Consider the following 25460-nt stretch of genomic DNA (forward strand, 5'->3'; position numbering starts at 1 on the left):
CGGGGGGTGCCACACGTGTTCAAGAAGAACCGGCATGGAATCCAGATCAAGACGCCCGAGCAGCTCGACAAGATGCGGGCGGCCGGTCTGGTGGTCGGGCGAACGCTCGATCTGTTGAAGCGCTCCGTCGAGCCGGGGATGACGCCCCTGGACCTCGACGCCATCGCTGAGAAGGCGATCAGGGACGAGGGCGCCATCCCGTCGTTCAAGGGCTACCAGGGCTTCCCCGCCACTATCTGCGCCTCGGTCAACGAGGAAGTGGTCCACGGCATCCCGACGAGCTCCCGTGCGCTGCGCGAGGGCGACGTCATCTCCATCGACTGCGGTGCCATCCTCGACGGCTGGCACGGCGACTCAGCGGTCACGGTGCCGGTGGGGGAGGTGGACCCGAAGCTCACCGAGCTCATGCGGATCACCGAGGAGTCGATGTGGCGCGGCATCGCCGCGCTGACCGTCGGCCGCCACCTGTCGGACATCGGGTACGAGGTGGAGCGCTACATCAAGTCGCAGGGCCGCTTCGGCATCCCGCCCGAGTACGGCGGCCACGGCATCGGCACCGAGATGCACATGGACCCGTGGATCGCCAACCACGGCCGCCCCGGCAGGGGACCCGTGCTGGAGGCCGGGATGTGCCTGGCCATCGAGCCCATGGTCAACCTGGGCACGGAGCGCACGCGCGTACTGGCCGACGATTGGACCGTCGTGACGATCGACGGCAAGCAGTCCGCACACTTCGAACACAGCGTCGCGGTGACACATAATGGTCCTTGGGTGCTAACCGCCCTCGATGGGGGCGAAGAGCGCTTGGCGCAGCCGTAGACGAGCCGGGAGTGGTGGGTATGGCGCAGAGCCCCGAGATGCGTGCCTCGGACGTCGACCGCGATCGGGTGGCCGGCGTGCTCCGGGAGCACACCGCGCAGGGCCGCATCACGATGGACGAGTTCAACGAGCGGCTCGAACAGCTCTACCAGAGCAAGACCTACGGCGAGCTGGCCCGGTTGACCGCGGACCTGCCGGACGTGGACCTGCGCAACCCGCCCGCCAAGCTGACCGAGCCCACCCCGGCGCCCAAGAGCGGCATGCACTCGGGGATGCGCGCGGCCTGGAGCGCGTGGGCGGCGGCGAGCTCGATCAACTGGGTGATCTGGCTGATCGTGAGCGTCACCTCCGGGCACATGATCTATCCCTGGCCGCTGTGGGTGATGGGTCCTTGGGGTGCGATTCTGCTGATCAGCACCATCTTCGGAAGCGGTCCGAAGCGTCAGTGAGTGTGTAGTACTGCACTGTGTGCATTCGTCCGCAGAAGGCAGCAGATGTCCTTCCTAACGTAAGCGGTGCCGGACAACAGAGGGGCTCACCCGAGCAGCCCCGGTCCGGTACGGGGAACCGTCTTACAGGAGGACACAGTGGGTATTCGACACCTTCTCGCGGGCACCGCTCTCGCCGGATCGATGGTCGCCGGGGCGCTGGCCATCGCTCCCGCCGCCCAGGCCGACGCCGCGACCGCCACCCAGGCGCAGAGCGCCCAGGCCGGCCCGAAGCACTTCTTCGGCCCGTACTTCTCCAACGGCTCCGAGAACGGCGGCCACGAGTCGTACTTCAGGGGCTACTGGCAGAAGCGCGGGGGCGACTACTACTTCTACGGCGATCTGTACGACCGTCACCACAACGACGGCGACTACAGCTACGTGTGGTTCAAGTACTACGACCGCCACGGCGACTTCCACCGCAACTGGTACCGGTCCGACGACCGCCGGCACTTCGAGGGCATCCGCTTCAAGAGGGACTTCAAGATCCAGGTGTGTGAGGGCGGCTCGCGCAACAGTGGCTGCGGCAGCTGGCACGACGTCTTCTAAGCACATCAGGCGTCCGAGCACATCAGGGCGTCCAAGTACATCAGGGGGAGTGATCCCAGGGGGTGTGCTGACTCGCAGGGGCCCGCCGGTTCGCCGGCGGGCCTTCGCCGTGCCGCCCGAATCGCTGTGCCGCCCGGCCCATACGGGTTGGCGGGTGGGGTAAGCTAACTCGTGGTTGTGTCAGGACACCTGACACGCGTTTCGCGTTTTTGTCTCAGGTGTCGTACACTCCTTACTCGGCTCACTATGACTATCACGCGTCGGTGCCCGTTGCCGGACGCCGCTCTCTTCGAAGCGTGAGGTCGCGGCTGCTTAGTGAACCGGAGCCTCAGACGATCGATCAGTGAAACGCGAGGAATTTTGGCCAAAAAAGACGGCGCCATCGAGATCGAGGGCACTGTGGTCGAGTCGCTCCCGAACGCTATGTTCCGGGTGCAGCTTGACAACGGCCATAAGGTCCTGGCCCACATCAGCGGACGGATGCGGATGCACTACATCCGGATCCTGCCCGACGACCGGGTAGTCGTGGAACTGAGCCCCTACGACCTGAGTCGTGGGCGGATCGTCTACCGATACAAGTAAGACGTCTGAGGAACACGAAGGACAATGAAGGTAAAGCCGAGCGTCAAGAAGATCTGCGACAAGTGCAAGGTGATCCGCCGGCACGGTCGCGTCATGGTGATCTGCGACAACCTGCGCCACAAGCAGCGTCAGGGTTAGTCGCCGTAAGGCTTCTCCGAGTCCGCCCCGGTTAGGGAGCGGGCTCGACGCATGAGAAGCCTGAGACAGTAATCGCGCGTCACACCTGAGCAGGCGGCCCTATTTCCGAGCCGTACCACCCAGGAGACCCCCGGTCGGAGGCCGGGGCCCTCACCCCGGGCATGGGGAGGGGTCGTGAGGCGCAAGACCTCCGCCACAACGAAGGAGAATGCCCGACCATGGCTCGCCTGGTTGGCGTCGACCTCCCCCGCGAAAAGCGGCTGGAGATCGCTCTCACCTACATTTACGGAATCGGCCGCACCCGTGCGCTGGAGGTCCTCGAGGCCACCGGCGTCAGCGGCGACACCCGCGTGCACCAGCTCACCGACGCTGAGCTCGTCCCGATGCGTGACTACATCGAGGCGAACTTCAAGATCGAGGGTGACCTGCGCCGCGAGGTTCAGGCCGACATTCGTCGCAAGATCGAGATTGGGTGCTACCAGGGCATTCGGCACCGCAAGGGCCTGCCTGTCCACGGTCAGCGCACACAGACCAACGCGCGCACCCGCAAGGGCAAGAAGAAGACCGTGGCCGGCAAGAAGAAGCCCGGTAAGAAGTAGTCCACGCAGCCGCGGGACCGAACACCTCAGGAGTGAAGGCAAAGGATGCCTCCTAAGAGTCGTCAGGGTGCGCCCAAGAAGGTGCGCCGCAAGGAAAAGAAGAACATCGCTCATGGGCACGCCCACATCAAGAGCACGTTCAACAACACGATCGTTTCGATCACCGACCCCAACGGGAACGTGATCGCCTGGGCCAGCGCCGGCCACGTGGGTTTCAAGGGCTCCCGTAAGTCCACCCCGTTCGCCGCTCAGATGGCCGCCGAGAACGCCGCCCGCCGCGCCATGGAGCACGGCATGCGTAAGGTCGACGTCTTCGTCAAGGGTCCCGGCTCCGGCCGTGAGACCGCGATCCGCTCCCTTCAGGCCACCGGTCTCGAAGTGGGTTCGATCCAGGACGTCACCCCGGTTCCGCACAACGGCTGCCGTCCGCCGAAGCGCCGCCGCGTCTGACACCCAGGAGAATCTGAGAAATGGCTCGTTACACGGGTGCGGACTGCAAGCTCTGCCGCCGGGAGAAGACCAAGCTCTTCCTCAAGGGCAGCAAGTGCGAGTCCGCGAAGTGCCCCATCGAGATCCGTCCTTACCCGCCGGGTGAGCACGGCCGCGGACGTCCCAAGGAGTCCGAGTACCAGCTTCAGCTTCGTGAGAAGCAGAAGACCCGCCGCATTTACGGCGTCCTCGAGAAGCAGTTCCACAACTACTACGAGGAAGCCTCCCGCAAGAGCGGCAAGACCGGTGAGGCGCTGCTCCAGATTCTGGAGAGCCGTCTCGACAACGTGGTCTACCGCGCCGGGTTCGCCCAGTCGCGCGACGCCGCTCGCCAGCAGGTCCGTCACGGACACTTCCTGGTCAACGGCAAGAAGGTCGACATCCCCTCGTACCGCGTGCGTGAGCACGACATCATCGAGGTGCGTGAGACCAAGCGCAACCTGCTGCCCTACGAGGTGGCTCGCGCCACCGCCGGCGACCGCTCGGTCCCGGCGTGGCTCGGCGTCGTCCCGGACAAGATCCGCGTCCTGATCCACCAGCTGCCGGTTCGCCAGCAGATCGACACCCAGGTTCAGGAACAGCTGATCGTCGAGTACTACTCGAAGTAAGTAGTGGTTGAGGTGCGGTTCGCCGCACCTCAACTAGGCTTGTATCGGAGTGGCGTCATATAGCGGGCGCCACACGAAAAGGGGAGACCCCACATGCTGATCGCTCAGCGCCCGACTCTTCTCGAAGAGTCGATCGACGACACCCGATCCCGATTCGTCATCGAGCCGCTGGAGCCGGGTTTCGGCTACACCATCGGCAACTCGGTCCGCCGCACGCTGCTGTCGTCCATTCCGGGCGCGGCCGTGACGAGCATCCGGATCGAGGGCGTGCTCCACGAGTTCTCGACGGTTCCCGGGGTCAAGGAAGATGTCACCGACATCATCCTCAACCTCAAGGAGCTCGTCGTCTCCTCCGAGCACGACGAGCCGGTCGTGATGTACCTGCGCAAGCAGGGCCCGGGTGAGGTCACCGCCGCCGACATCGCGCCGCCCGCCGGTGTCGAGGTGCACAACCCCGAGCTGCGCATCGCCACGCTCAACGGCAAGGCGAAGCTGGAGATGGAGCTGACCGTCGAGCGCGGTCGCGGCTACGTCTCCGCCGCGCAGAACAAGCAGCCGGGTCAGGAGATCGGCCGTATTCCGATCGACTCGATCTACTCCCCGGTGCTCAAGGTCACCTACAAGGTCGAGGCGACCCGAGTCGAGCAGCGTACCGACTTCGACCGTCTGATCCTCGACGTCGAGACCAAGCCGGCCATGAAGCCCCGCGACGCGGTGGCCTCCGCCGGTAAGACCCTCGTCGAGCTCTTCGGCCTGGCCCGTGAGCTCAACGTCGAGGCCGAGGGCATCGACATCGGCCCGTCGCCGACCGACGCCGCCCTGGCCGCCGATCTGGCGCTGCCGATCGAGGAGCTGAACCTGACCGTTCGCTCCTACAACTGCCTCAAGCGCGAGGGCATCCACACCGTGGGTGAGCTCGTCGCCCGCAGCGAGCAGGACCTGCTCGACATAAGGAATTTCGGCGCCAAGTCGATCGAAGAGGTCAAGCAGAAGCTGCACGAGATGACGCTGGCGCTCAAGGACTCCCCGCCCGGGTTCGACCCGAGCGCGGTGGCCGGCGCCGGTTACGACGACGACGACAGCGCGTACGTCGAGACCGAGCAGTACTAAGCCATCGCGAGGGCTCTGCCTCGCGACTCCCCGCGCCGAGCGGTTCCCGCTCGGCGCGGGCGACGGTAACGGCTCGCATCGCCTCTAGAGCGACTGCGACCGGCCCGACTCCGGTACCTGGTACGGCCGGGGCGGGTTAACTCACAAGGAGAACGCAATGCCCAAGCCCACCAAGGGTGCACGTCTTGGCGGTAGCCCGGCGCACGAGCGGCTGATCCTGGCGAACCTCGCCACGGACCTGTTCCGCCACGGCAAGATCCGCACCACGGTTACCAAGGCCAAGCGCGTCCGCCCGCTGGCGGAGCGCCTGATCACCAAGGCGAAGAAGGGCGACATCCACAACCGTCGCCAGGTGCTCACGGTCGTCAAGGACAAGGGCGTCGTCCACCACCTGTTCACGGACATCGCGGTGACGTTCGCCGAGCGTCCCGGCGGTTACACCCGGATCACCAAGGTGGGCGCCCGTAAGGGTGACAACGCCCCCATGGCGGTGATCGAGCTGGTGACCGAGCCGCTGAACCCGGTTCGCGTGTCGCGCACGGAGGCTCCGGCCGCCGCTGCCGCTCCTGCTCCCGCCGCTGAGACCGAGGCTGAGACCGAGGCGCCGGCTGCTGCGGAGACCGCCGAGTCCGACGAGGCCACCACGGCCGAGGCCGCTGACTCGGGCTCGTCCGAGGCTGAGGCCGGCGAGACGAAGAAGGACGAGGCCTGATCCGTCAGGTCGGCTGAATCGGGCCCAGGCTCCCGCCATGCGGGGATCACGGGCCTAGTTGAATCGGGCTCGGGCCCCTCTAGCGGGGGTTCGGGCCTGTTCGCGTTTTTGGGCGCTCTGGGGAGAGTGATGGTGATACGGCTCCGGCTTGATCTCGGCTACGACGGGACCGACTTCTCCGGGTGGGCCAGGCAGCCGGGGCTGCGTACGGTCCAGGGCGAGATCGAGCAGGCGCTCGGCAGGATCCTGCGGCTGGCCGAGCCACCGGCGCTGACCGTCGCCGGGCGTACGGATGCCGGGGTGCACGCGCGTGGGCAGGTGGCGCACGTGGATCTTCCCGTGGAGGCGTTCTCCGCCCTCGACCGCAACCATCGGCGATCCGCCGGGGCCGAGCCCGCGGCGGCCCTCTCGGCTACCGACCCTGTGGCCTTTCCGGCTGGCCACCCTTCGGTGCCCTTTCCGGCCGCCGACTCCGCGGCGGGTTTCCTGGCTGTCGAGCCTGTGGCGGCCGGCGCGGTGTTGCCGCTGGACGTGGATGAGCGGCTCGCTGCACTCCTGCGACGGCTGGCCGGGGTACTGGACTCGGATGTACGCGTGCATCGGGTCTGCGTGGCTTCTGAGGGCTTTGACGCACGGTTCTCCGCTCTGTCACGCCGGTACGCGTACCGGGTCAGTGACGCGGCCGGCGGGGTGGATCCGTTGCGACGCCGGGAGGTGGTCTGGCACAACCGGCCGCTGGACCTCGACGCGCTGAACGCGGCGGCCGCGCACCTGCTCGGCGAGCACGACTTCGCCGCCTTCTGCAAGAAGCGCGAGGGAGCCACCACGATCCGGCGGCTGCAACGGCTCGACTGGGTACGAGAGGACGATGGGGTGCTGGTCGCCACCGTGGTCGCCGACGCGTTCTGCCACTCGATGGTGCGCTCGCTGGTCGGCTCTCTGCTGTCGGCCGCCGATGGGCGCCGGCCTGTCGAGTGGCCGGGGCAGGTGCTGGGGCGGGCCGTACGGGACTCCGGGGTGCACGTGGCGCCCGCGCACGGCCTGTGCCTGGAAGAGGTGAGTTACCCGCCGGACACGGAGCTCGCCGCGCGCGCCCTCGCGACCCGGCGCGTCCGCACGCTGGGCGATGATCCGCCTGCCGTCGACGAGCCGTGACCCGGCGCTTCGATCCGCCTGTCGACGAGCGTGACCCGGCGCGTCGATCCGCCTGTCGATGAGCCGTTGCCCGTGTCGAGCGGGCCGTCAGTCGTTGGTGAGGCGGCGTTCCAGGGCCTGTGAGGTCTGGTCGCGGAAGGCGCCGCTGACCTTGCCGAGTGTCTTCTCCTTGGTGCCGGGCGTGTGGCCGTCGGCGTACGTGGCGTAGCTGAAGACGATGTAGCGGCCCCAGACCAGCCCCGCGGCGTAGCCGCCCGCGATCTCCACGCGTTCGCCGCCCGTGCCCGCCGCCGAGGGGAGGCCGCGGAACCAGACGTTGCGGCCGAGGTTCTTGGCCTTGTCGGCGCTCATGGCGGCCTCTTTGGTCGGCAGCACCGCGATGCCGGTCGTCACGGCGTAGCGGCGCTTGGTGTCGACGTACGTCGCCCGTACGATCCGGCTGCACTTCTGCTCGCGCAGCGCGTCGGCGAAGGGACCGGAGGCGGCCTTCTCACAACTCGCCGTCATATCGGTCTTGACCTTGGAGAACACGGCTCCTTCCGCCTCGATCTTCTTCTTCGGGAACGCCTCGGAGAGCGACATCTTGCGCGGGTCGGTCTGCTCGGAGTTGAGGATCGAGGTGGCGGGGACGACCGGGGTCGTGGAGGCATCGGGGCTGACGATGGCCGGGGGTGCCGTCGTCGGCGGCTCCTTGGCGGCCGACGTGGCGGCGGGCGATGACGGGGCGCTCACCGACTTGTAGGCGAAGAAGCCGCCCGTGGCTACGCCTGCCAGCGCGAGCACGCCCAGGGTGATGAAGAGTGCTTTCCGGCCCGCCGGTTTGCCGGGCTGGCCGGTGGCGGGCGGTGTCGCCTGGAACGGCGGCTGCTTGAACGGTCCCTGCCCGTAGGGGACGGGGAGTCCCTGGGGTGGTGTGGAGCGGTCCGGCGAGGCCGGGACGGGCAGGGCGGCGGTGGGCTTCTGGCCCCATACCTCGAACGGGAGGTCGGGGACCTGGCCCTTCTGCTCGGGTCCGCCAGGGGGGATCCGCGGCCAGACCGGGACATCGCTCGGCTCGGCCGGGTGCCCGGCGGCGTTCGGGTCGAAGGCGGGCGGCGGGGTGCCCGGGTCGAAGGTGCTGGGGGCGCCGGTGTTGGGACCGAAGGCGTGGGGGGTCGTCGCGTCGAACGTAGGCGCGGTGGTGTTGGGGTCGAAGGCCGGTGGGACCGTCTCGTTGGCGGCGGAGGGGCGGGTGGACGCGCCCCTCGCGTCGAAGGGGGCGGTCAGGTTCGGGTCGGTCTGGAAGTCCTCGGCGTCCTCTGAGGGGTCGGCCTCTTCGTAGTCGGCCGCGGGCTGCCCGAACGTGGGGCCCTTGGTCGTCGGCCCGCCGTACACGGAGCTCTTGGGCGCGGGGTCGCTGTCACCGGACGTGGGGAGTCCGGGCGGGATGATGCCCCCCGGACGGGTGTCGGCGTCGTCCGGTGGCGAGCTGGCCGATGGGACGTTCCAGGGCGATGCCGGGCCTGAGACGTCCTCGGCGTCCGGCTCCACGGCGAGCTCGCCCGTGGCGGCGGGCCAGGGCGGCATGGCGGGCGGGTCGGCGACGGGGGCGGGCCATACCTGCATGCCCGCGGCCGCGGCGGTGAAGGCCGGTGGCGGCTCCCACGACGGCGCACCGGGCACCACGGGGTCGACCGCCCAGGTAGCGGGCTCCTCCGGGATGGGCGCGGGCCAGGCGCCGGCCGCCGGGGACCACCCGGCGCCGGGCTGTCCGGGCGCCGGGGCGTCCGGCTCGGCACGCTGCCACGAGGGCTGGGGACCGGAGGGCTGACCGCCCGATCCGGACGCGGCTGGCTGCCACGGAGGCTGAGCGTCTGACCCGGAGGTGTGCGAGGGATGCTGAGCGTCTGGCCCGGAGGCGTGCGAGGGATGCTGAGCATCTGGCCCGGAGGTGTGCGAGGGATGCTGAGCGTCTGACCCGGAGGTGTGCGAGGGAGGCTGAGCGCCGCCAGGTCGCGGCGGGTGCGATGGAGACTGAGCGCCCGGTCCTGGAGCGGTGGGCGGCCGTGTGGGTGCGGAGCCGGCAGGCGGGGGGCCCGCGGCAGGAGGTCGTGGAGACGGGGACGGGGTGCCGGGCTGGGCGCCGAGGTTGCGGGGCAGGCGGCCGCGCATGGGGCGGGGCGGGCCCTGGGGGTCGGCGAACCAGTCGTACGGCGCGGCGTCGTCGCCCGCCACCTCCCATGGCTGCGCGCCGGGGAAGGCCGGCAGGCCAGGAAGGTCGGACTGGTCCTCGGCCGACGCCGGGTCCGACGGCTGTGGTTCGAACGGCTGCCACTCGGCCGGCGAGTCGGAGGCCGATGCCCCGGTCACCGTCTGCTCGGCGTCCGATGACGTGCCCGGGAAGGCGGGCAGCATGTCATGACCGGCATCGTCATAATCGGCACTCCCGTTATCGGCACTCCCGTTATCGGCACTCCCGTAACCGGCACTGTCAGAGCCGGAGTCAGCGCCCGTGCCGGGGTCCGGCGGCGATGCTGGAGTAGATCCGGGCGCCTCGTGAGACGCCCGTGACTCGGGATATTGAAGGGGCTGGCCGAAGCTCGGCGGTGGCGTCGCCGGTGCGGCCGAGCCGTCAGATTCCCTACGATCGTTGTCAGACCCAGGTTCCTGGCCACGCATAAGGGGGAGCCTAGCGAGAGTCGCGAGATCGTTATGCCGGTATGGGCGTTCCCGACTGGATCATCGATGCTGTTTGGGTACGTATGAAAAGGTTTGAGGCTTTCAGCTACCCGGGTGGCCGGTCAGAGTCCGGGAGTCAAGGGCCTTGAAGACGGTGGCCTTGGTGATGTCGTCGACCGCCTGGAAGAGCGTCTTCTGCCCCTTCTTGTCAGGCTTGCTGCCGTCCTTGTTCTGGAACCAGATCATGACGGCGTAGTGGCCGTACATCCACATCTGGGTGCCGCCGCTGCCGGTGCCGAGGCTCTTGGTGAGTGAGTCCTTGCCGGTCAGCGGCTTGACGTAGTCGGTCTTGCTGCCGACCGACTGCACCTTGGTCGCGGTCTTGCTGGACTTGAGGTTGGCCACGCCGACCGTGCCCATCACCTTGCCGGCCTTGTCGCGGAAGCTCGCGCGGATGATCTGCGTACACTTGCCGGCCTTGAGGGCCTTCTGGAGCTTGTCGCCGACGGCTGCGTCGGAGCACTTCTTGACCTTGCTGGTGACCGTCATCGTGTACGAGCGGCCGGCGACGGTGATCTTCTTGGTCGCGAACAGTTCCTTGACCGTGAGCGGCTCGGGGTCGGTCTTGCGCTCGCCCGCGTAGCTGTACTTGCCGGGAGGCGACGACGGCAGCGGCGCGGAGGTGCGGCGGGCCGCCTGGGTCTCGGCCTCCCCGGAGCCGCCTGACTTGAACATCACCACGAGGCCCGCGACGAACAGGCCGAGCACCGCGACGCCGCCGAGTGTGAACCAGAGCGGCCCACGCGAGCGTTTGCCCTCGTCGTAGGGGCTCCATGTCGTGCTGCGGCGCGCCGGTTCGGTGGGCGGCTGGGGGGCCGCGGCCGGTTCCTTGGCCCTGCGACCGGTGGCGACCCCGATCGGTTCGAAGGGGTTGCGGGAGCCGCCGGGTTCGGCCGTGTCACGGGCCCTGCGAGAACGGCGGGGGGTGCTCTCCGTGCTGGTGTCACGTTCGTCGGGAAAACCCATGCGGCGACATTACCGTGAAGGTGGTCATGAGTAACCGAAGTCCTGCGTCCACCACGGACCGCCAGGACCGGCCACCACGCCGACTCCGATGGACTCGATGCGGCAGTTGAGGATGTTCTGGCGATGGTCGTTGCTGTCGAGCCAGCCGCGGACCGCCTCGTCGGGGGAGGTGTAGCCGCGGCCGATGTTCTCGGCGGCGCCCGCGCGGTATCCGGCGCGCTCCATCCGGTCCCACGGCGACGAGCCGTCGGGGGAGTCGTGGGTGAAGCGGCCGCTGCGCGCCATCTCCAGGGAGTGCACGCGGGCCGAGCGGGTCAGCCTCGCGTCGGTCCGGAGGCGGCCGCAGCCGCGCTTGACCCTGGCGGCGTTGGTGAGGCTGACGACCTTGGCCGCCATCGCCGGCGACATCTCGGCGGTCTGCTCGCCGAGCACCCGCGTGGGGTCCTCGGCGGTGTAGCCGGGCACCATGTTGCCGTCCGGGCTCCTGGTGGGCTTGACTTTGACGCTGCCGCGCGGGACCCCGGCGGTGCTCTCCCTGGGGATGCGCCCGGCGTACGGCTGCGCCTTCTTGGCAGTCGGCGTCGCTGTGGGCTTGGCCTTGGCCGCGGCGGCGGGCGGGGCCGTCTCGTTGAGGTAGATGTGGCCGGTTTCTTCAACGTTGTCCGTCAACCGCCCGATCAGCACACCCGTGAACAGAACCGCCATAAGACAGGCGAGCACCCCCAGATGGTTCCGGCGCCGTGCGCTCCGCTGGGTGTGCCGGGTGAGAGAGGTGTGCCACATGCCACACCCAACGATAGAGATGTCTGGTCCTGGGAAAGAAGGGATCCCAGGGAACCGAAATCGAACCGTTCTGTGTCGGGTAGACTCATCGCAGGTTACCGGTCTTTTGACCAGCACCCTTAAATGCGGGTAGCCTAATCAATCGTTGTGTGCATAGGTCCAGCGCGACCGATGCGCGGCGCGTCCGGCGTCATCTCCCATCATCAGCCCATCGGGCCTGGGAGACGGAAGGTCCGGGCCGTCGTGTGCCCGCACCGACCGACCCTAGAGCTGTCGCTTCCCGACAGCGCCGAAGACGCGAGCATAAAGAAGGCTACGACCGTGCGCACGTACTCACCGAAGCCCGCCGACGTTCAGCGTCAGTGGTACGTCATCGACGCGACCGATGTCGTGCTGGGCCGGCTGGCCAGCCACGTCGCGATCCTGCTCCGCGGCAAGCACAAGCCGATCTTCGCCAACCACGTCGACACCGGCGACTTCGTCGTCATCATCAACGCGGACAAGATCGCGCTCACCGGCAACAAGCGTGAGCAGAAGAAGGCCTACCGCCACTCGGGTTACCCGGGCGGTCTGCGTTCCGTCAGTTATGGCGAGCTCATGGACAAGCGGCCGGACAAGGCCGTCGAAAAGGCCGTCAAGGGCATGCTGCCGAAGAACTCCCTCGGCCGGAAGATGGCCAAGAAGCTCAAGGTCTACGCGGGGTCCGAGCACCCGCACCAGGCCCAGCAGCCGGTGCCGTTCGAGATCACCCAGATCGCCCAGTAGTAGACCTGCGGGGGGACACACCCCCCGCAACCCCCTGCGGGGTTACCGAGTTCCGAAAGATTTAGAGGAGAACCGTGGCTGAGCCCACCGGTGTCGAGACGGCCGTCGAGGCCGAGGTGGAAGAATTCTCCGGCGAGGAGTTCCCTTCCGAGTACACCACCGAGTCCACCGCCAGCGCTGACGCTCCCGTGCGCAAGCCCGTCACCACGGGCAACTCGTACGGCACCGGCCGCCGTAAGGAGGCGATCGCCCGCGTGCGCATCGTCCCCGGCACCGGCAAGTGGACGATCAACGGTCGTTCGCTGGACGTCTACTTCCCCAACAAGGTCCACCAGCAGATCGTCAACGAGCCCTTCGTGGTGCTCGGCGCCGAAGAGGCGTTCGACGTCATCGCGCGCATCGACGGTGGCGGCGTGACCGGCCAGGCCGGCGCGCTGCGCATGGGCCTGTCCCGTGCGCTGACGGCCCTTGATGTCGAGACCAACCGAGCGCCTCTGAAGAAGGCCGGCTTCCTCACCCGTGACGCGCGCGCCACGGAGCGGAAGAAGTACGGCCTCAAGAAGGCCCGTAAGGCTCCGCAGTACAGCAAGCGCTAAATTGGCGCGTCTTTTCGGCACCGACGGGATTCGTGGGGTCGCTGGTCGCGACCTCACGGCGGAGCTCGCCATGGACCTCTCGGTCGCGGCGGCTCACGTCCTCGGCGATGCGGGCGCGTTCACGGCCACAGGACGTCGTCCTGTGGCCGTCGTAGGCCGGGACCCGCGTGCCTCGGGGGAGTTCCTCGAGGCCGCAGTGGTCGCCGGCCTTGCGTCGTCCGGAGTGGATGTGCTGCGCCTCGGCGTGCTGCCCACCCCGGCCGTCGCCTACCTCACCGCGGCGCTCGGCGCCGACATCGGCGTCATGCTGTCGGCCTCGCACAACGCGGCGCCGGACAACGGCATCAAGTTCCTGGCCCGGGGCGGCTTCAAGCTGTCCGACGCGGTCGAGGACGAGATCGAGCGGCGGCTCGGCGAGGACTGGACCTTTCCCGTCGGCTCCGCCGTGGGCCGGGTGCGTGACGCCTACGGTGAGGCCGACCGTTACATCTCCCATGTGCTGACCACGGTCAGTGGCCGGCTCGACGGCCTCGACATCGTCGTCGACTGCGCTCATGGCGCCGCCCACATGGTCGCCCCCGAGGCGCTGGTGCGATCCGGAGCCAGGGTGGAGGCCATCGGCGCGCGGCCGGACGGCCTCAACATCAACGCCGGCTACGGCTCCACCCACCTGCCCAAGCTGCAGCAGGTCGTCGTCTCGCGCGGCGCCGACCTCGGCATCGCCTACGACGGCGACGCCGACCGCTGCCTGGCGGTCGACCACACCGGCGCGATCATCGACGGCGACCAGATCATGGCGATCCTCGCGGCCGACATGCACGCCGAGGGCACGCTGGCCAAGGACACCGTGGTCGCGACGGTGATGTCCAACCTGGGCTTCAAGCTGGCGATGCGCGAGGCGGGCATCCACGTCGTGGAGACCGCGGTGGGCGACCGCTACGTGCTGGAGCGCATGAAGTCCGGCGGCTACAACCTGGGCGGTGAGCAGTCGGGTCACGTCATCATGCTCGACCACGCCACCACCGGAGACGGGCTGCTCACCTCGCTCCACCTGCTCTCGGTCGTGGCCAGGTCGGGCAAGTCGCTGCGCGAGCTGGCCGCGGTGATGACGCCGCTGCCGCAGATCCTGATCAACGTCAAGGACGTGGACCGGGGCAAGGCGTCGGTGCCCGAGCTCACCGAGGCAGTGGCGCTGGCGGAGAAGGAGCTGGGTGAGACGGGCCGGGTGCTGATCAGGCCCAGTGGCACCGAGCCGATGATCCGCGTGATGGTCGAGGCCTCGTCCGAGGAGCACGCCTCCCAGGTCGCCGGTCGGCTGGCCGACGTGGTCCGGGTCGCCTGCGTCTGAGGCTTTTCCGGTGAGGGGCACGGCGGCGCCGTGCCCCTCACGCGTATCCTGCGGCTGGTGAGCGTGACTGTGCTGATCACCGGTGGGCGGGCGCCCGTGGCGCTGGACCTGGCCAGGAAGTTCGTCAGGTCGGGTGCGCGGGTCGTGGTGGCCGAGAGCTCGCGGGCGCAGCTCTGCGCGCGGTCCTCGGCCGTGGCGGTGAGCCATCGGGTGCCGCCGCCCAACCGGGCCCCCGAGGCGTTCGCCGACGCGCTGGCCGACATCGTCAAGCTGGAGGGCGTGCGGCTGGTCGTACCCACCTGCGAGGAGATCTTCTGGGTGGCCCGGGGGCGGGAGCGGCTGCACTGCGAGGTGCTGGCCGAGCCGCTCGGGACCCTGCGGGCGTTGCACAGCAAGTGGGAGTTCGTCCAGCTGGCGAAGGGGTTCGGGCTGCCGGTCCCCGAGACGGCGCTGGTGATGTCGCAGGCTGACCTGGCCGGGATCCCGCGCCCGTTCATCCTGAAGCCTGTCTTTTCGCGCTTCGGTACGAAAGTGCAGGTTGTACAGGGAAATATCGCGTTAAGGGCGGGCGAGGGGCCCTGGGTGGCTCAGGAGTTGCTCAGCGGGACGCAGATCTGCACCTACTCCGTGGCCGTGAAGGGACGATTGGTGGCTCATGCCGCCTACGCGGTGGAGTTCACGGCTTCCGGGGCTTGTGTCAGTTTCGAGCCGGTGGAGCACGCCGAGGTGGACGCCTGGGTGACGGAGTTCGTGGCGCGCGGCGAGTTCAGCGGGCAGATCGCCTTCGACTTCATGGTCGGTGACCGGGTGTTGCCGCTGGAGTGCAATCCGCGGGCCACCAGCGGGGTCCATCTGCTGGGCGACGAGCTGGCCGGGGTGTTGCTCGGTGACGTACCCGAGCGGCCGCTGCGGCCCGCGCCGGGCGCGCGGGCGATGATCGGGCTGGCGATGCTGAGCTTCGGCCTGGCGAGGGTACGGTCCTGGGCGGAGTTGCGCCGGTGGGCGAGCGTGGTGTCGGCCGCTGACGACGTGATCGCGGTGGACGGGGACCGGGGGCCGTTCCTGGCGCAGTTCGGGGTGTTGTGGGAGAACTGGATCCGCTCGTTGTGGACGCGGCGGTCACTGATCGAGTGCTCGACGTACGACATCGAGTGGGACGGCCGGTGAAGGCCGAGCTGTTCATGAAGGACACTCTGGGTCAGCTGCCCTGGCCCGACACCGAGGACGGCGCCTACGCACGTGACTACCTGGTGCCGCTGGTCGAGGACGGGACCGAGGCGTTCGTCGGTAATGTGGCCACGACCTACGGGGTGCTGCTCGTGGACGGGCGCGTGGTGCTGCCGGTGTCGGTCAATGATGGCGAACAGGGGAACGCGTGGGTGTGCTCGCCGTACACGCACTATGTGACCTATGCCGGTGAGGAGCTGCGCGTGCTCGGCAGCGGGGTGCTGCGCGCGGTGCTGGCGGCGGCGCTCTCCGCGCTGGGCGCGCTGTGCCGGTGGGCGGAGCTGGACCGGGTGGTGCTGGTCAACAACTGGCTGCTGTCCACGAACCTCTATCCGGCCATCGAGCCCGCCCATGAGCGGGCCGCCATCCGCTTCCTGCGGGAGCGGTTCCCCGGGCACGCCATCGGGTTCTGCTCGGTGAACCGGCGGATCGACGGCTGTGTAATGGTGCCGGGGCGGCGGGTCTACCTGGCGCGGCCGGGGGAGCAGGAGGCTCGGTACCGCAAGCGGTGGCGGCGCGATCTGCGGCTGGTGGGGCGCAGGGGGTATGAGGTGGTGCGGCCGGGCGAGAATGATGCGGCTCGGGTGGTCGAGCTTTATGACCTGCTTTATCTGGATAAGTACTCACGGAACAATCCGCAGTTCACCGAGCGGTTCGTCCGCGAGACCATGCGGGCGGGGACGATCACCTACTGGGCGCTGGCCAGGGACGGGCGGATCGACGGGGTGCTCGGCTACTTCCACCGCGACGGGACGCTGACCACGCCGATCTTCGGCTACGACACCGCGCTGCCGCAGGGGATCGGGCTGTACCGGATGCTGAGCGCGCTGGTCTACCAGATCGCCGTGGACGAGGGGCTGTCGGTCAACGACAGTGCGGGTGCGGGGGAGTTCAAGCGGCTGCGTGGGGCGGTGCCGGAGATCGAGTATCGGGCCGTGTCCGTCGGGCATCTGCCATGGCGGCGGCGTACGGGCTGGGTGGTGCTGGCCTGGCTGCTCGATCGGGTGGCGGTGCCGGTCATGCGGCGTTACGAGCTTTGAGGGGAGTGGGATGCGGAGTGATCTGCTGGCTCAGGTGTTCGCCGCCTGCGAGCGTACGCCCAGGGCGACGGCGATCGTGGGGGCGCGCGGGCGGGAGCTGACGTTCGGCGGGCTGCGCGAGCGGGCGCTACGCATCCGCGACCGGCTGGTGGCGGAGGGGCTCGAGCGCGGGGACGGCGTGCTGTACGCCGTCGAGCCCTCGCCGGACGCGATCGCCGTGGCGCTGGGCGTGGTCGCCGCGGGCGGGGTGCTGGTGCTGGCCGATCCCGGTCTCGCGCCGGAGGTCCTGCGGGCCCGGCTCCGGCTGGCCCGGCCGCGCTGGGTGGTGGCGGGGTCGCTGCTGTACGCCGTCACGTCGTTCGCGCCGCTGCGCGCGCTGGCCAGGCGCCGGGGGGTACTCCTGCCCGGCCTTCGCGATCCGCTGCCGGAGCTGGAACTGCGGCACGCCTACACGGGCCGGTGGCTGCCCGGGGTGCCCAGAGCCGCCGTACGGTTACGCGGCCTGGACGAGCCGGTACCGCCGACTGACGCGAGTCCGGGTGAGGTGGACGATCCGGCGGCGGTGATCTTCACCTCCGGTACCACCGCGCATCCCAGGGCCGTCGTCCACACCCGAGCGTCCCTCGCCGCCGGGCTGGAGATCTTCAGGGACCGCTTCCCCGTCGAGCCCGGCGACGTCGTCCACACCGACGGCCTCATGCTCGGCCTGCCCGCGCTCATCGGCGGCGCCACCTGGTCGATGCCGGGCCCGGCCAAGCTGATCTTCGAGCGCAGGGTCACCCATTTGTACTGCGTGCCCGTCGAGCTGGCCGGGCTCGTCGCCCGGGTGGAACGGCTGCCGGAGAGCCTGCGCCACCTGCTGCTCGGCTCGGCTCCCGCGCCGCCGGCCGTACTGCGGAAGGCGGTCGCCGCCGCGCCCGGCGCGGAGGTGCTGAGCGTCTACGCGATGACGGAGGCGCTGCCGATCGCGCTGGCCGGCGCGGCCGAGAAGCTGGCCTGCGCGGAGGGGGACCTGCTCGGCGCGCCGCTGCCGGGAGTCGGCGTGCGGTTCACCGAGGACCAGGAGTTGGTCGTCAGCGGCCCGCACGTGGCGCGCGGCTACCTGGGTGAGCCGCCGCACGACGAGGTGGCCACCGGCGACCTGGTCCGCCTGGACGGACAGGGCCGCCTCGTCCTGCTCGGCCGGAAAAAGGACATGATCCTTCGCGATGGCTTCAACATCTACCCGAGCCTGTACGAACCGGCCATCGCCGCGCTGCCCGGCGTGGCCGACGCGGCCATCGTCGGCTTGGCCGATCCGGTCACCGGGGACGAGGAGGTCGTACTGGCGCTGGTGCCCGGCGACGGCTTCCAGGAGGCGGCGGTACGCGCCCGGCTGCCTGCGCTGGTCGACGCGGGCGCGCTGCCCGACCGGATCGCGGTGCTGCCGGATTTCCCGCGATCCAGCAGGCGCAAGCTCGACCGGGCGGCGCTGCGCGCGGCCATCGGCCGCCCGTGAGTTGTTCTCACCCGTGAGCGACGCCCGTGAGCGACGCCCGTGAGCGTCGCTCGCGAGCGAGGAGCTATTCGTCGCCCGTCAACGCGAAGACCCGCAGTCGCTGTCCCGCCCAGAGCACCGCGCCCAGCGTCACGATGATCAGCGCCGGTACGGCGAAGCCGAGCGTCACGTTGGCCGTCAGGAACGGGTTGCCGGAGAGCTGGTCGGCGATCGTCAGGGCCCACTGCTGGATGGAGAACTTCTGCGCCCCCGGTACGAACGAGCCGACCAGCGTCTCCCACAACAGCGCGTAGATGATCCCGATCGTGACCGCGTGGCGGGTCAGGATGCCGAGCAGCAGGAACACCGCGGCGTAGGCGATACCCGCGACCAGCGCGCCGAGCGCGAAGCCCACCGCGAGACCGTCCTCGTTGCCCACCAGCAGCCAGGCCGCGAAGTACGTCGGGACCGCCGCGAACACCGCCAGCAGCGAGGCGGCCACCAGGAACTTCGTCTGCGCGATGACCGGCCGGGAGATCGGCTTGGACATCAGGTGGATGATCGTGCCGTCGTCGATCTCCGGGGCGATCACCCCGGTGCCCACGATGAGGCCGAGCAGCGGAAGCATCGTGCCGACGGCGAACTTGGCCATCAGCATCTCGGCCGAGCGCGGGTCGTAGCCGACGAAAACCCGCAGCATGACGGCCAACCCGATCAGCGCCAGCGGCAGCAGAAGCAGAAGAAAGATCCTGCGCCTACCCAGCAACGCCCGATAAGTAATACCCGCAACCACTGTGTTCATTGCCTCACTCCGTTCGGCGGCTCGGTCGCCTGGATGCCGCCGCCTTCCCCCGTCGCTCTGGTCGCTTCGCTCCCGGCGCTCCTCCTCCAGGCGACGGCGCTTCCTCGCGGGTTCATCACGTGCTCCTGTTGATCAGGTAGGCGAAGACGCTCTCCAGGTCCTCGTCGGCGGGGGAGACCTCGTGCAGGCGGATCCCTTCGGTGCGGGCGACGCGCGGTAGCAGCCGCGCGAAGCGCCGGAACTCGACCGCCTGGACCTCCAGCCCGCCCGCGCCGAGCGAGACGCCGCCCGCCGAGTTGTCGAGCATCAGGGCGGCGGCGAGCTTCCTGTCGTCGCTCGACCGGATCCTGAACAGGTGCGGCCGGTCGGTCATCAGCCGGCGGATCTCACGGAAGTTGCCCGAGGCGGCGTGCCGGCCCGCGACCAGTACCTCGATCTGCTGGGCGACCCGCTCGACCTCCTCCAGGATGTGCGAGCTGAACAGGATCGTCTTGCCCGCCGTGCCCATCGAGCGGATCAGGTCCATCAGGTGCAGGCGCTGGCGCGGGTCCATGCCGTTGAACGGCTCGTCGAGCAGCAGCACCGGCGGGTCGTGGACGAGCGCGGCGGCGACCTTCACCCGCTGGCGCATGCCCTTGGAGTAGGTCTCGACGCGGCGGTCCTTGGGCTCCTCCATCTCTACCGTGGCGAGCGCCTTGCGGGCGGCCTCGATCGGATCGGGCAGACCGTGGAGCCTGGCGGCGGACAGGACGAACTGCCAGCCGGTGAGGAACCCGTAGACACCCTCCCGTTCAGGGACCAGGCCGATGTTCTTATAGATGTGGTGGTTTTTCCAGATCTGGGTGCCGTCCATCGTCACCGTGCCGCCCGAGGGGGCCAGGAACCCGGCCATCAGGTGCAGCAGCGTCGACTTGCCCGCGCCGTTGGGGCCGAGCAGGCCGGTGACGCCGGGACCGATGGTCATCGTGACGTCGTTGACCGCCACCACGTTGCCGTACCAGCGAGAGACCTGCGCGAGCTCGATGTTCATCGGGCGGCCGCCTTCCGATAGCGCGCCGCGAGCGCCGCCAGGCCGATCCCGATGAGCACGACCACGAGGAGCGCCGGGACGGGCCCCGGCGGGTAGGTGCCGTCCGTGATGTTGGGCGTGGTGCTGAACAGCCACACCTGTACGGCGTCGACCAGCCAGAACGGGTTGAGCAGCCAGGCCCACGCGGCTCCCGACTCGTTGCCCGCCGAGTACAGCGTGGCGAAGATGACCGGGACGGCGGCGAAGGTGAGCAGGTAGAGGGCGATGACGGAGGCGACGCCGAGCCCGCGCCTGGGCGTCAGCGAGGCGATGGCCAGGCCGAACGACGACAGCAGGAGCGCGAGCACCAGCGCCATGACCAGGGCTCCGAGGTACTCCTTGGTCTGCGGCGGCCCTTCGAGGTCGATGATCAGCTCGCCCACGTAGATCAGTGTGAGCGGCACGGCGAGCAGCAGGAACAGCGCCGCGGTCATGGCGATGACCTTGGCGGCCACGTACTCGGCGATCGTGACCGGACGTGACAGGTACAGCGGCAGCACCCGGAAGCGCAGGTCGGGCGCGACGACCGTCGGCGCCTGCGCGGCCAGGAAGATGGCCACGACCGTCTGCATGTAGACCGCGAAGCCGCTGTAGGCCATGCCGTGCCGGTTCATCAGGGCCATCATCGCGATCGACACGACCGCGGGCAGCAGCATGATGACGCCCAGGGCGAACGGTATGATCTTGCTGCGCGCCGTGCGCCCGAGGCCGAAGACGCCGCGCAGGCTGTGGACGGTGAGCGCGCGCGTCGAGTAGCCGCGGCCCAGTCGCGGACCGTCGTAATGGCGGTAACCGATGTCATAGATCTCAGACACCCGCGTCGACCTCCTCCCTGAAGACGTCCTCGATGCGGTGGCGGCCCTGTTCCAGCCGGATCAGGCAGAGGTCGAGATCGACGGCCGCGTCGCGGATCGCGTCGAACGTCTCCGGGCCCGCCACCTTGACCAGCAGCAGGCGGCCGTGCTGGACGGCGCTGTGACCGAGCTCGGACAGCCGCTCGGCGAGCGGTTGCGTGCCCTCCTCGACCTCGACCGTGACGGTCTGCGTGGCCTGGGTGAACTCGGCGATCGCCGACGAGCGCAGCAGCCGGCCCGCGTCGATGACGATCACGTGGTCGCAGATCCGCTCCAGCTCGCCGAGCAGGTGCGAGGTGACGAGCACGCTGATGCCGAAGTCGGTGCCGATGCGCCTGATCAGCGCCAGCATCTCGTCCCGGCCGCGCGGGTCGAGCCCGTTGGTCGGCTCGTCGAGGAAGATCAGCTTGGGGTCGTGCACGAGCGCCTGGGCCAGCTTGACCCGCTGCTTCATGCCGGTGGAGTAGCCGCCGACGGCGCGGTAGCGCTCCTCGGCCAGGCCGACGTGGCGCAGCACGTCGGCGGCGCGCTCGCGGGCGGCCGTACGCGGCAACCCGGACATCTGGGCAAGGTGGACGACCAGTTCGGTGGCGGACACGTCAGGGGGGAGGCAGTCGTGCTCGGGCATGTAGCCCACGAACCTGCGGATCTCGGCGCCCTGCGTGGTCACGTCGAGATCGAGCACCCGCGCGCCGCCCCCGGTCGGGGGCAACAGGCCCAGCAGGATCTTGATCAGCGTCGACTTGCCCGCGCCGTTCGCCCCGACCAGGCCGGTGACACCGGACCCGACGGTGACCGTCAGCTGGTCGAGTGCCGTGACGGTCGGGAAGCGTTTGGTCAGCCCCTCGGTAGCGAGGATGTGCATGGTCCGGACCCTACCGGCCGGGTATGGGGTGTGGCCTCGTTCACACGGATGAACGATGTCCTACTTGAGGCCAGAATTTCCGCTGGATGGCCAGGGTGACAGTGCCCGAGATGAGCATGCCGGCGATGTTCAGCGTGAGTTGCGCGATCGACCCGCCGACCTCGCCCCAATCGCTGAGCGCCAGCGCCACGGCCACGTAGCCGGCGGCGGGGACCGTGGTGACCGAGATGAAGACGCCGATCAGGGCCGAGGACTTGCCCGCCGTGATCGACAGCACTCCGGCGGCGCCCGCCAGCAACGCCACGATGAACGACCAGCGGTCGGGCTTGACGATGAACTGGACCTCCTGGTTGACGCGCAGGTTGCTCAGGTCGATCCAGCCCATCCAGCGCGAGACAAGGGCGCAGGCGAACGTGATCGCGATCGCCACCGCGAACCCGACGGCCAGGGTCTTGAGCGAGGAGACGATCAGCCGGCCCCGGCCGCGGAGCAGGCCGAAGCAGATGGCCGCGATGGCGCCGAACTCGGGGCCGAGCACCATCGCGCCGACGATCAGGATGGGCGAGTTCTGCAGGACGCCGATGCCCGCGAGCTGCGTGGCGATCGCGAGGAAGGCCAGGTACGCCCACGTGATGCGCGACTCGGCCTGCACCTTCTGGGCGAGCTCCGCCCAGATGACCGCGTCGTCGGGGTCGCCGGGAGCCTCCTCGACGGCGTCCGCGGCGACCTTGGACAGGGCCAGGTGCACCTGCTCGACGGCGATCGACCCTTCGTCCTGCACCCACCTGAGCCGGTCGATCACCTCGTTGGCCGCTTCGCGCGCGACGTCGCAGAGGATCAGATCGCCCTTCGGCTCGCGGGCCGCGCCGGGCAGCACGGCGACGTTGGTGACGCCCGTGCACTCGTCGAGCACGGCCGTCACCTCCTCCGTACGGGTGGACGGAGTGATCAATCGCAGATGTAGCACTGGGTCATTCTTGTCCATTCGATGTTGATGGGGCGTTGACCCCCGTACGCGAGGGTCTCTCGCATGAGGCAGACGTTCAGGTGTCACGAGGACGGCGAGGACTGCTGGTTCGCCGACATAGACGATCAGGGGTGCGCGGGCAGGTTCGCGACCTACCTGTTCGAGGAGGTGTTCAGGTACGGCGAAGCCGTACCCGCCTGACGGAGTGGTCGGCGCCCTTCTGCATGACCAGGCCGGCGCGGCCACGGGTGGGAGCGATGTTCTCGACCAGGTTGCGCTCGTTGATGTCGCGCCAGACGTTGACCGCGAACTCCGTCGCCTCCTCGTCGGACAGGTCGGCGATGTACTTGAAGTACGACTTGGGATCCTCGAAGGCGGTGCGGCGGAGCTTGTGGAAGCGGTCGACGTACCAGGCCCGGATGTCCTCGACCTTGGCGTCGACGTAGATCGAGAAGTCGAAGTAGTCGTTGACCGCCAGGGAGGTGGGCGGAGCGGGCTGCAGCACGTTCAACCCCTCGATGATCAAGATATCCGGATTTTTCACTACCTGTTTGGCGCCGGGGACGATGTCGTATTCGAGGTGGCTGTAGACCGGGGCGTGCACCTCGGGCAGCCCGGCCTTGACCTCGGCGACGAACCTGACCAGCGCCCTGCGGTCATAGCTCTCGGGGAAGCCCTTGCGATGCATGATCCCCTCGGACTCCAGCACCGCGTTGGGATAGAGGAAGCTGTCAGTGGTGAGCAGCTCCACGTGCGGGTGCTCGGGCCAGCGGGCCAGCAGCGTGTGCAGCAGCCGCGCCGTCGTCGACTTCCCGACCGCGACGCTGCCGGCGATGCCCAGGATGTACGGCACGCGCTGCCCGGGATGCCCGAGAAAGGCGCTCAGCACGCTACTGCGTTGTTTGGACCCGGTGTAGTGGAGGTTCAGCAGCCGGGTCAGGGGGAGGTAGATGTCGGTGACCTCGGCGAGGTCGATGGGATCGTCGACGCCACGCAGCTCTTCCAGCTCTGCCTCGGTGAGAGTCAAGGGCGTGTTCTTGCGGAGTTCGCTCCACTGCTCCCTGCTCAGTTCAACGTAGCCGTTGTTCACGTTGGCAGCGTATCGACGGCCGGCAAACGCGCTCTCGACCGGGTGGCCTTCTTTATCCACACCCTGTGGATAAAGACATGGGATTACTTAGGACCAGTTTGGGGTAAAGCGGTGGCCCGCGCCCGGGGATCTCACCAAACCGGGCATGCGGCGATTTGCCAGCGGATACTGTTCGGAGACCTGACCTTCGGGAGGGCTTGTGGACCGTCGTCGCTTTCTGACCAGAGCAGGCCTGGCCGCCGCGGCCGGGATCACCGGGCCGTTCGCCGGAGTGGCCTGCGCGGGCGCCAGGGGCGGGGTCACGCGGGCGACCGGCTACGGGCCGCTGAAGGCGGTGCGCGACGCGCGCGACGGGAAGGTCAGGCTGAACCTGCCCGACGGGTTCAAATACCGCTCCTTCAGCCCGGCGGGCAGCAAATACTCCGACGGCTCCACCGTGCCGGGCCGGCACGACGGGATGGCCGCCTTCCGTGGGCCGCGCGACACGGCGATCCTGGTGCGCAACCACGAGGTCAGCGGCGCGGTCGGTGCCTTCGGCGACAAGGACAAGGCCTACGACCCCGCGGCCGGCGGCGGCACCTCGACCCTCCACGTCACCCGCTACGGCGAGGTGCTCAAGAGCGCCCCGTCGCTCAACGGCACCATGATGAACTGCTCGGGCGGCCCGATGCCGTGGAACGCCTGGGTGAGCTGCGAGGAGACCGTCAACGGCCCCGACGTGGCCAACGACTTCTCCGGCGGCGACAACGGCAAGCTGACCCGCAAGCACGGCTACATCTTCGAGGTGCCGGTGTCGGGCACCTCCAACGCCAAGCCGATCAAGGCCGCCGGCCGGTTCGCGCACGAGTCGGCCGCGTTCGACCCGCAGGCGGGGGCGCTCTACCTGACCGAGGACTGCTTCGCGTTCGCCTCCGGGTTCTACCGCTACACGCCGCCGAAGCACCCGCTCAAGGCCGGGCGGCTGCTGGACGGCGGCCGGTTGCAGATGCTCGCGATCAAGGGCTCGCCGCGCAAGGACCTGTCCAAGGGGCAGCGGCCCGGCGCGACGTACAACACGGTATGGGTGACCATCGACGACCCCGACCCCACCTTCACCGGCAAGCCGTCGAACGACGAGGCCGTCCAGGCCGTCGGCAAGCAGGGGCGGGCCGAGGGCGCGGCGATCTTCTCCAGGCTCGAGGGGGCCATCTACCACCAGGGCACCGTGTACTTCTGCTCCACCCAGGGCGGCGCCACCGCCGAGGGTGACACGCCGCCGTCCGGGTTCGGCAAGGGACGCGGGCAGGTGTGGGCGTACGAGACGTGGACCGGGCGGCTCCGGCTCGTGTACGAGTCGCCGCGCTCGTCGGTGCTGGACCTGCCCGACAACGTGACGGCCAGCACCCGCGGCACGCTGGTGCTCTGCGAGGACGGCGACGGCGACAACTTCCTGCGCGGCCTCACCAAGCAGGGCCAGATCTTCGACTTCTGCCGCCTGGAGCCGGTGGCGGGCGACCCCGGCGCGGAGTTCGCGGGCTCCACCTTCGGCCCCGGCGGTCACACCCTGTATGTCAACGTCCAGTCCAAAGAGGGCACCTCGTTCGCCATCTGGGGACCCTGGCAGCGGGGCTCGTTCTAGCCCGAGAGGGCGTACGCGCCTCTGAT

At 69.0% G+C, this 25460-nt stretch carries 28 protein-coding genes; 19 read left to right on the forward strand and 9 right to left on the reverse strand.

The annotated features are described in order from the left end of the window. The first annotated feature begins 15 nt into the window (after positions 1 to 15). The 11 genes from map to AB0H88_RS31125 all read left to right on the forward strand — a co-directional run bounded on the left by map (position 16) and on the right by AB0H88_RS31125 (position 7249). Positions 16 to 819 carry a type I methionyl aminopeptidase gene (gene map, locus AB0H88_RS31075; protein WP_357650661.1) on the forward strand — a complete coding sequence of 268 codons (804 nt, stop codon included), beginning with the start codon at positions 16 to 18 and terminating at the stop codon, positions 817 to 819. Positions 820 to 839: 20 nt separating this feature from the next. Next, positions 840 to 1268, forward strand: a complete 429-nt coding sequence (locus AB0H88_RS31080) for a DUF1707 domain-containing protein (RefSeq protein WP_357650663.1) — start codon at positions 840 to 842, stop codon at positions 1266 to 1268. Positions 1269 to 1406: 138 nt separating this feature from the next. Then, on the forward strand, positions 1407 to 1856 hold the full coding sequence (locus AB0H88_RS31085) for a hypothetical protein (protein WP_357650665.1): 450 nt from the start codon (positions 1407 to 1409) through the stop codon (positions 1854 to 1856). Between the two features lie 360 nt (positions 1857 to 2216). Beyond that, positions 2217 to 2438: a translation initiation factor IF-1 gene (infA, locus tag AB0H88_RS31090; RefSeq protein ID WP_012887858.1), complete on the forward strand. Its 222-nt coding sequence runs from the start codon at positions 2217 to 2219 to the stop codon at positions 2436 to 2438. A gap of 24 nt (positions 2439 to 2462) precedes the next feature. Next, on the forward strand, positions 2463 to 2576 hold the full coding sequence (gene rpmJ / locus AB0H88_RS31095; RefSeq protein WP_003956441.1) for a 50S ribosomal protein L36: 114 nt from the start codon (positions 2463 to 2465) through the stop codon (positions 2574 to 2576). 218 nt (positions 2577 to 2794) lie between these two features. Then, a complete protein-coding gene (gene rpsM, locus AB0H88_RS31100) occupies positions 2795 to 3175 on the forward strand; it encodes a 30S ribosomal protein S13 (RefSeq protein ID WP_214633192.1) in 381 nt (126 codons plus the stop codon). Between the two features lie 45 nt (positions 3176 to 3220). Next, positions 3221 to 3625, forward strand: coding sequence for a 30S ribosomal protein S11 (gene rpsK / locus AB0H88_RS31105; protein ID WP_066369011.1), 405 nt, complete (start codon positions 3221 to 3223; stop codon positions 3623 to 3625). Positions 3626 to 3645: 20 nt separating this feature from the next. Then, entirely contained in the window at positions 3646 to 4272 is a 627-nt protein-coding gene (rpsD, locus tag AB0H88_RS31110; protein WP_219539586.1) for a 30S ribosomal protein S4, read from the forward strand. 93 nt (positions 4273 to 4365) lie between these two features. Beyond that, positions 4366 to 5382 carry a DNA-directed RNA polymerase subunit alpha gene (locus tag AB0H88_RS31115; protein WP_214633194.1) on the forward strand — a complete coding sequence of 339 codons (1017 nt, stop codon included), beginning with the start codon at positions 4366 to 4368 and terminating at the stop codon, positions 5380 to 5382. 157 nt (positions 5383 to 5539) lie between these two features. After that, entirely contained in the window at positions 5540 to 6094 is a 555-nt protein-coding gene (rplQ, locus tag AB0H88_RS31120) for a 50S ribosomal protein L17 (protein WP_357650669.1), read from the forward strand. Between the two features lie 132 nt (positions 6095 to 6226). Beyond that, on the forward strand, positions 6227 to 7249 hold the full coding sequence (locus AB0H88_RS31125) for a tRNA pseudouridine synthase A (RefSeq protein WP_357651161.1): 1023 nt from the start codon (positions 6227 to 6229) through the stop codon (positions 7247 to 7249). A gap of 87 nt (positions 7250 to 7336) precedes the next feature. Here AB0H88_RS31125 and AB0H88_RS31130 read toward each other — a convergent pair whose 3' ends face one another. The 3 genes from AB0H88_RS31130 to AB0H88_RS31140 all read right to left on the reverse strand — a co-directional run bounded on the left by AB0H88_RS31130 (position 7337) and on the right by AB0H88_RS31140 (position 11716). After that, the gene (locus AB0H88_RS31130; RefSeq protein WP_357650671.1) at positions 7337 to 9643 is read right to left on the reverse strand and encodes a hypothetical protein; all 2307 of its coding nucleotides are present in this window, start codon (positions 9641 to 9643) and stop codon (positions 7337 to 7339) included. Between the two features lie 366 nt (positions 9644 to 10009). Continuing rightward, positions 10010 to 10933 (reverse strand): hypothetical protein, encoded by a 924-nt coding sequence (locus tag AB0H88_RS31135; RefSeq protein WP_357650673.1) that lies wholly within the window; start codon positions 10931 to 10933, stop codon positions 10010 to 10012. 24 nt (positions 10934 to 10957) lie between these two features. Beyond that, the gene (locus AB0H88_RS31140; RefSeq protein ID WP_357650676.1) at positions 10958 to 11716 is read right to left on the reverse strand and encodes a CAP domain-containing protein; all 759 of its coding nucleotides are present in this window, start codon (positions 11714 to 11716) and stop codon (positions 10958 to 10960) included. Positions 11717 to 12037: 321 nt separating this feature from the next. Here AB0H88_RS31140 and rplM point away from each other — a divergent pair, with 321 nt between their 5' ends. The 6 genes from rplM to AB0H88_RS31170 all read left to right on the forward strand — a co-directional run bounded on the left by rplM (position 12038) and on the right by AB0H88_RS31170 (position 18190). Continuing rightward, positions 12038 to 12481, forward strand: a complete 444-nt coding sequence (rplM, locus tag AB0H88_RS31145; RefSeq protein ID WP_225293910.1) for a 50S ribosomal protein L13 — start codon at positions 12038 to 12040, stop codon at positions 12479 to 12481. A 74-nt stretch (positions 12482 to 12555) separates the two neighbouring features. After that, positions 12556 to 13077, forward strand: a complete 522-nt coding sequence (rpsI, locus tag AB0H88_RS31150) for a 30S ribosomal protein S9 (protein ID WP_357650679.1) — start codon at positions 12556 to 12558, stop codon at positions 13075 to 13077. Position 13078: 1 nt separating this feature from the next. Further along, complete coding sequence (gene glmM / locus AB0H88_RS31155) at positions 13079 to 14425, forward strand: phosphoglucosamine mutase (RefSeq protein WP_357650681.1); 1347 nt, start codon at positions 13079 to 13081, stop codon at positions 14423 to 14425. A 57-nt stretch (positions 14426 to 14482) separates the two neighbouring features. Then, on the forward strand, positions 14483 to 15592 hold the full coding sequence (locus AB0H88_RS31160) for an ATP-grasp domain-containing protein (RefSeq protein WP_357650683.1): 1110 nt from the start codon (positions 14483 to 14485) through the stop codon (positions 15590 to 15592). Further along, the gene (locus AB0H88_RS31165) at positions 15508 to 16692 is read left to right on the forward strand and encodes a GNAT family N-acetyltransferase (protein WP_357650685.1); all 1185 of its coding nucleotides are present in this window, start codon (positions 15508 to 15510) and stop codon (positions 16690 to 16692) included. Before AB0H88_RS31160 ends, AB0H88_RS31165 begins: the two co-directional genes overlap by 85 nt. Before the next feature lie 10 nt (positions 16693 to 16702). Further along, on the forward strand, positions 16703 to 18190 hold the full coding sequence (locus AB0H88_RS31170) for a class I adenylate-forming enzyme family protein (protein WP_357650687.1): 1488 nt from the start codon (positions 16703 to 16705) through the stop codon (positions 18188 to 18190). A gap of 64 nt (positions 18191 to 18254) precedes the next feature. Here the strand turns inward: AB0H88_RS31170 and AB0H88_RS31175 are convergent, their stop codons facing one another. The 5 genes from AB0H88_RS31175 to AB0H88_RS31195 form a co-directional block, all read right to left on the reverse strand. Then, the gene (locus tag AB0H88_RS31175; RefSeq protein ID WP_357650689.1) at positions 18255 to 18971 is read right to left on the reverse strand and encodes an ABC transporter permease subunit; all 717 of its coding nucleotides are present in this window, start codon (positions 18969 to 18971) and stop codon (positions 18255 to 18257) included. Positions 18972 to 19086: 115 nt separating this feature from the next. Continuing rightward, a complete protein-coding gene (locus tag AB0H88_RS31180; protein WP_357650691.1) occupies positions 19087 to 20001 on the reverse strand; it encodes an ABC transporter ATP-binding protein in 915 nt (304 codons plus the stop codon). After that, on the reverse strand, positions 19998 to 20855 hold the full coding sequence (locus AB0H88_RS31185; protein ID WP_357650693.1) for an ABC transporter permease subunit: 858 nt from the start codon (positions 20853 to 20855) through the stop codon (positions 19998 to 20000). The genes AB0H88_RS31180 and AB0H88_RS31185 overlap by 4 nt, the downstream gene beginning before the upstream one ends. Then, entirely contained in the window at positions 20848 to 21759 is a 912-nt protein-coding gene (locus tag AB0H88_RS31190; RefSeq protein ID WP_357650695.1) for an ABC transporter ATP-binding protein, read from the reverse strand. The genes AB0H88_RS31185 and AB0H88_RS31190 overlap by 8 nt, the downstream gene beginning before the upstream one ends. Positions 21760 to 21799: 40 nt before the next feature. Continuing rightward, positions 21800 to 22726, reverse strand: coding sequence for a DUF389 domain-containing protein (locus tag AB0H88_RS31195; RefSeq protein ID WP_357650697.1), 927 nt, complete (start codon positions 22724 to 22726; stop codon positions 21800 to 21802). A 63-nt stretch (positions 22727 to 22789) separates the two neighbouring features. Between AB0H88_RS31195 and AB0H88_RS31200 the strand changes: the two genes are divergently transcribed. Then, positions 22790 to 22927 (forward strand): hypothetical protein, encoded by a 138-nt coding sequence (locus AB0H88_RS31200; protein WP_225293890.1) that lies wholly within the window; start codon positions 22790 to 22792, stop codon positions 22925 to 22927. On the opposite strand, the gene coaA is transcribed toward AB0H88_RS31200, so the two are convergent. Further along, positions 22899 to 23816, reverse strand: a complete 918-nt coding sequence (gene coaA / locus AB0H88_RS31205; RefSeq protein ID WP_357650700.1) for a type I pantothenate kinase — start codon at positions 23814 to 23816, stop codon at positions 22899 to 22901. The genes AB0H88_RS31200 and coaA overlap by 29 nt on opposite strands. A 199-nt stretch (positions 23817 to 24015) precedes the next feature. Between coaA and AB0H88_RS31210 the strand changes: the two genes are divergently transcribed. Continuing rightward, positions 24016 to 25434, forward strand: coding sequence for an alkaline phosphatase PhoX (locus AB0H88_RS31210; protein ID WP_357650702.1), 1419 nt, complete (start codon positions 24016 to 24018; stop codon positions 25432 to 25434). The last annotated feature ends 26 nt before the right edge of the window (positions 25435 to 25460 follow it).

It is taken from the genome of Nonomuraea sp. NPDC050680, assembly GCF_040654555.1.
Lineage (GTDB): Bacteria > Actinomycetota > Actinomycetes > Streptosporangiales > Streptosporangiaceae > Nonomuraea.

Coding starts and splice junctions, on each gene's coding strand:
- AB0H88_RS31140 (WP_357650676.1), bottom strand. CDS start 11,716: ATGTGGCACACCTCTCTCACCCGGCACACCCAGCGGAGCGCACGGCGC.
- AB0H88_RS31170 (WP_357650687.1), top strand. CDS start 16,703: ATGCGGAGTGATCTGCTGGCTCAGGTGTTCGCCGCCTGCGAGCGTACG.
- rpsK (WP_066369011.1), top strand. CDS start 3,221: ATGCCTCCTAAGAGTCGTCAGGGTGCGCCCAAGAAGGTGCGCCGCAAG.
- AB0H88_RS31175 (WP_357650689.1), bottom strand. CDS start 18,971: ATGAACACAGTGGTTGCGGGTATTACTTATCGGGCGTTGCTGGGTAGG.
- AB0H88_RS31135 (WP_357650673.1), bottom strand. CDS start 10,933: ATGGGTTTTCCCGACGAACGTGACACCAGCACGGAGAGCACCCCCCGC.
- AB0H88_RS31080 (WP_357650663.1), top strand. CDS start 840: ATGGCGCAGAGCCCCGAGATGCGTGCCTCGGACGTCGACCGCGATCGG.
- rplQ (WP_357650669.1), top strand. CDS start 5,540: ATGCCCAAGCCCACCAAGGGTGCACGTCTTGGCGGTAGCCCGGCGCAC.
- rpmJ (WP_003956441.1), top strand. CDS start 2,463: ATGAAGGTAAAGCCGAGCGTCAAGAAGATCTGCGACAAGTGCAAGGTG.
- rpsD (WP_219539586.1), top strand. CDS start 3,646: ATGGCTCGTTACACGGGTGCGGACTGCAAGCTCTGCCGCCGGGAGAAG.
- AB0H88_RS31200 (WP_225293890.1), top strand. CDS start 22,790: ATGAGGCAGACGTTCAGGTGTCACGAGGACGGCGAGGACTGCTGGTTC.
- rpsM (WP_214633192.1), top strand. CDS start 2,795: ATGGCTCGCCTGGTTGGCGTCGACCTCCCCCGCGAAAAGCGGCTGGAG.
- AB0H88_RS31190 (WP_357650695.1), bottom strand. CDS start 21,759: ATGCACATCCTCGCTACCGAGGGGCTGACCAAACGCTTCCCGACCGTC.
- AB0H88_RS31180 (WP_357650691.1), bottom strand. CDS start 20,001: ATGAACATCGAGCTCGCGCAGGTCTCTCGCTGGTACGGCAACGTGGTG.
- AB0H88_RS31130 (WP_357650671.1), bottom strand. CDS start 9,643: ATGCTGCCCGCCTTCCCGGGCACGTCATCGGACGCCGAGCAGACGGTG.
- AB0H88_RS31115 (WP_214633194.1), top strand. CDS start 4,366: ATGCTGATCGCTCAGCGCCCGACTCTTCTCGAAGAGTCGATCGACGAC.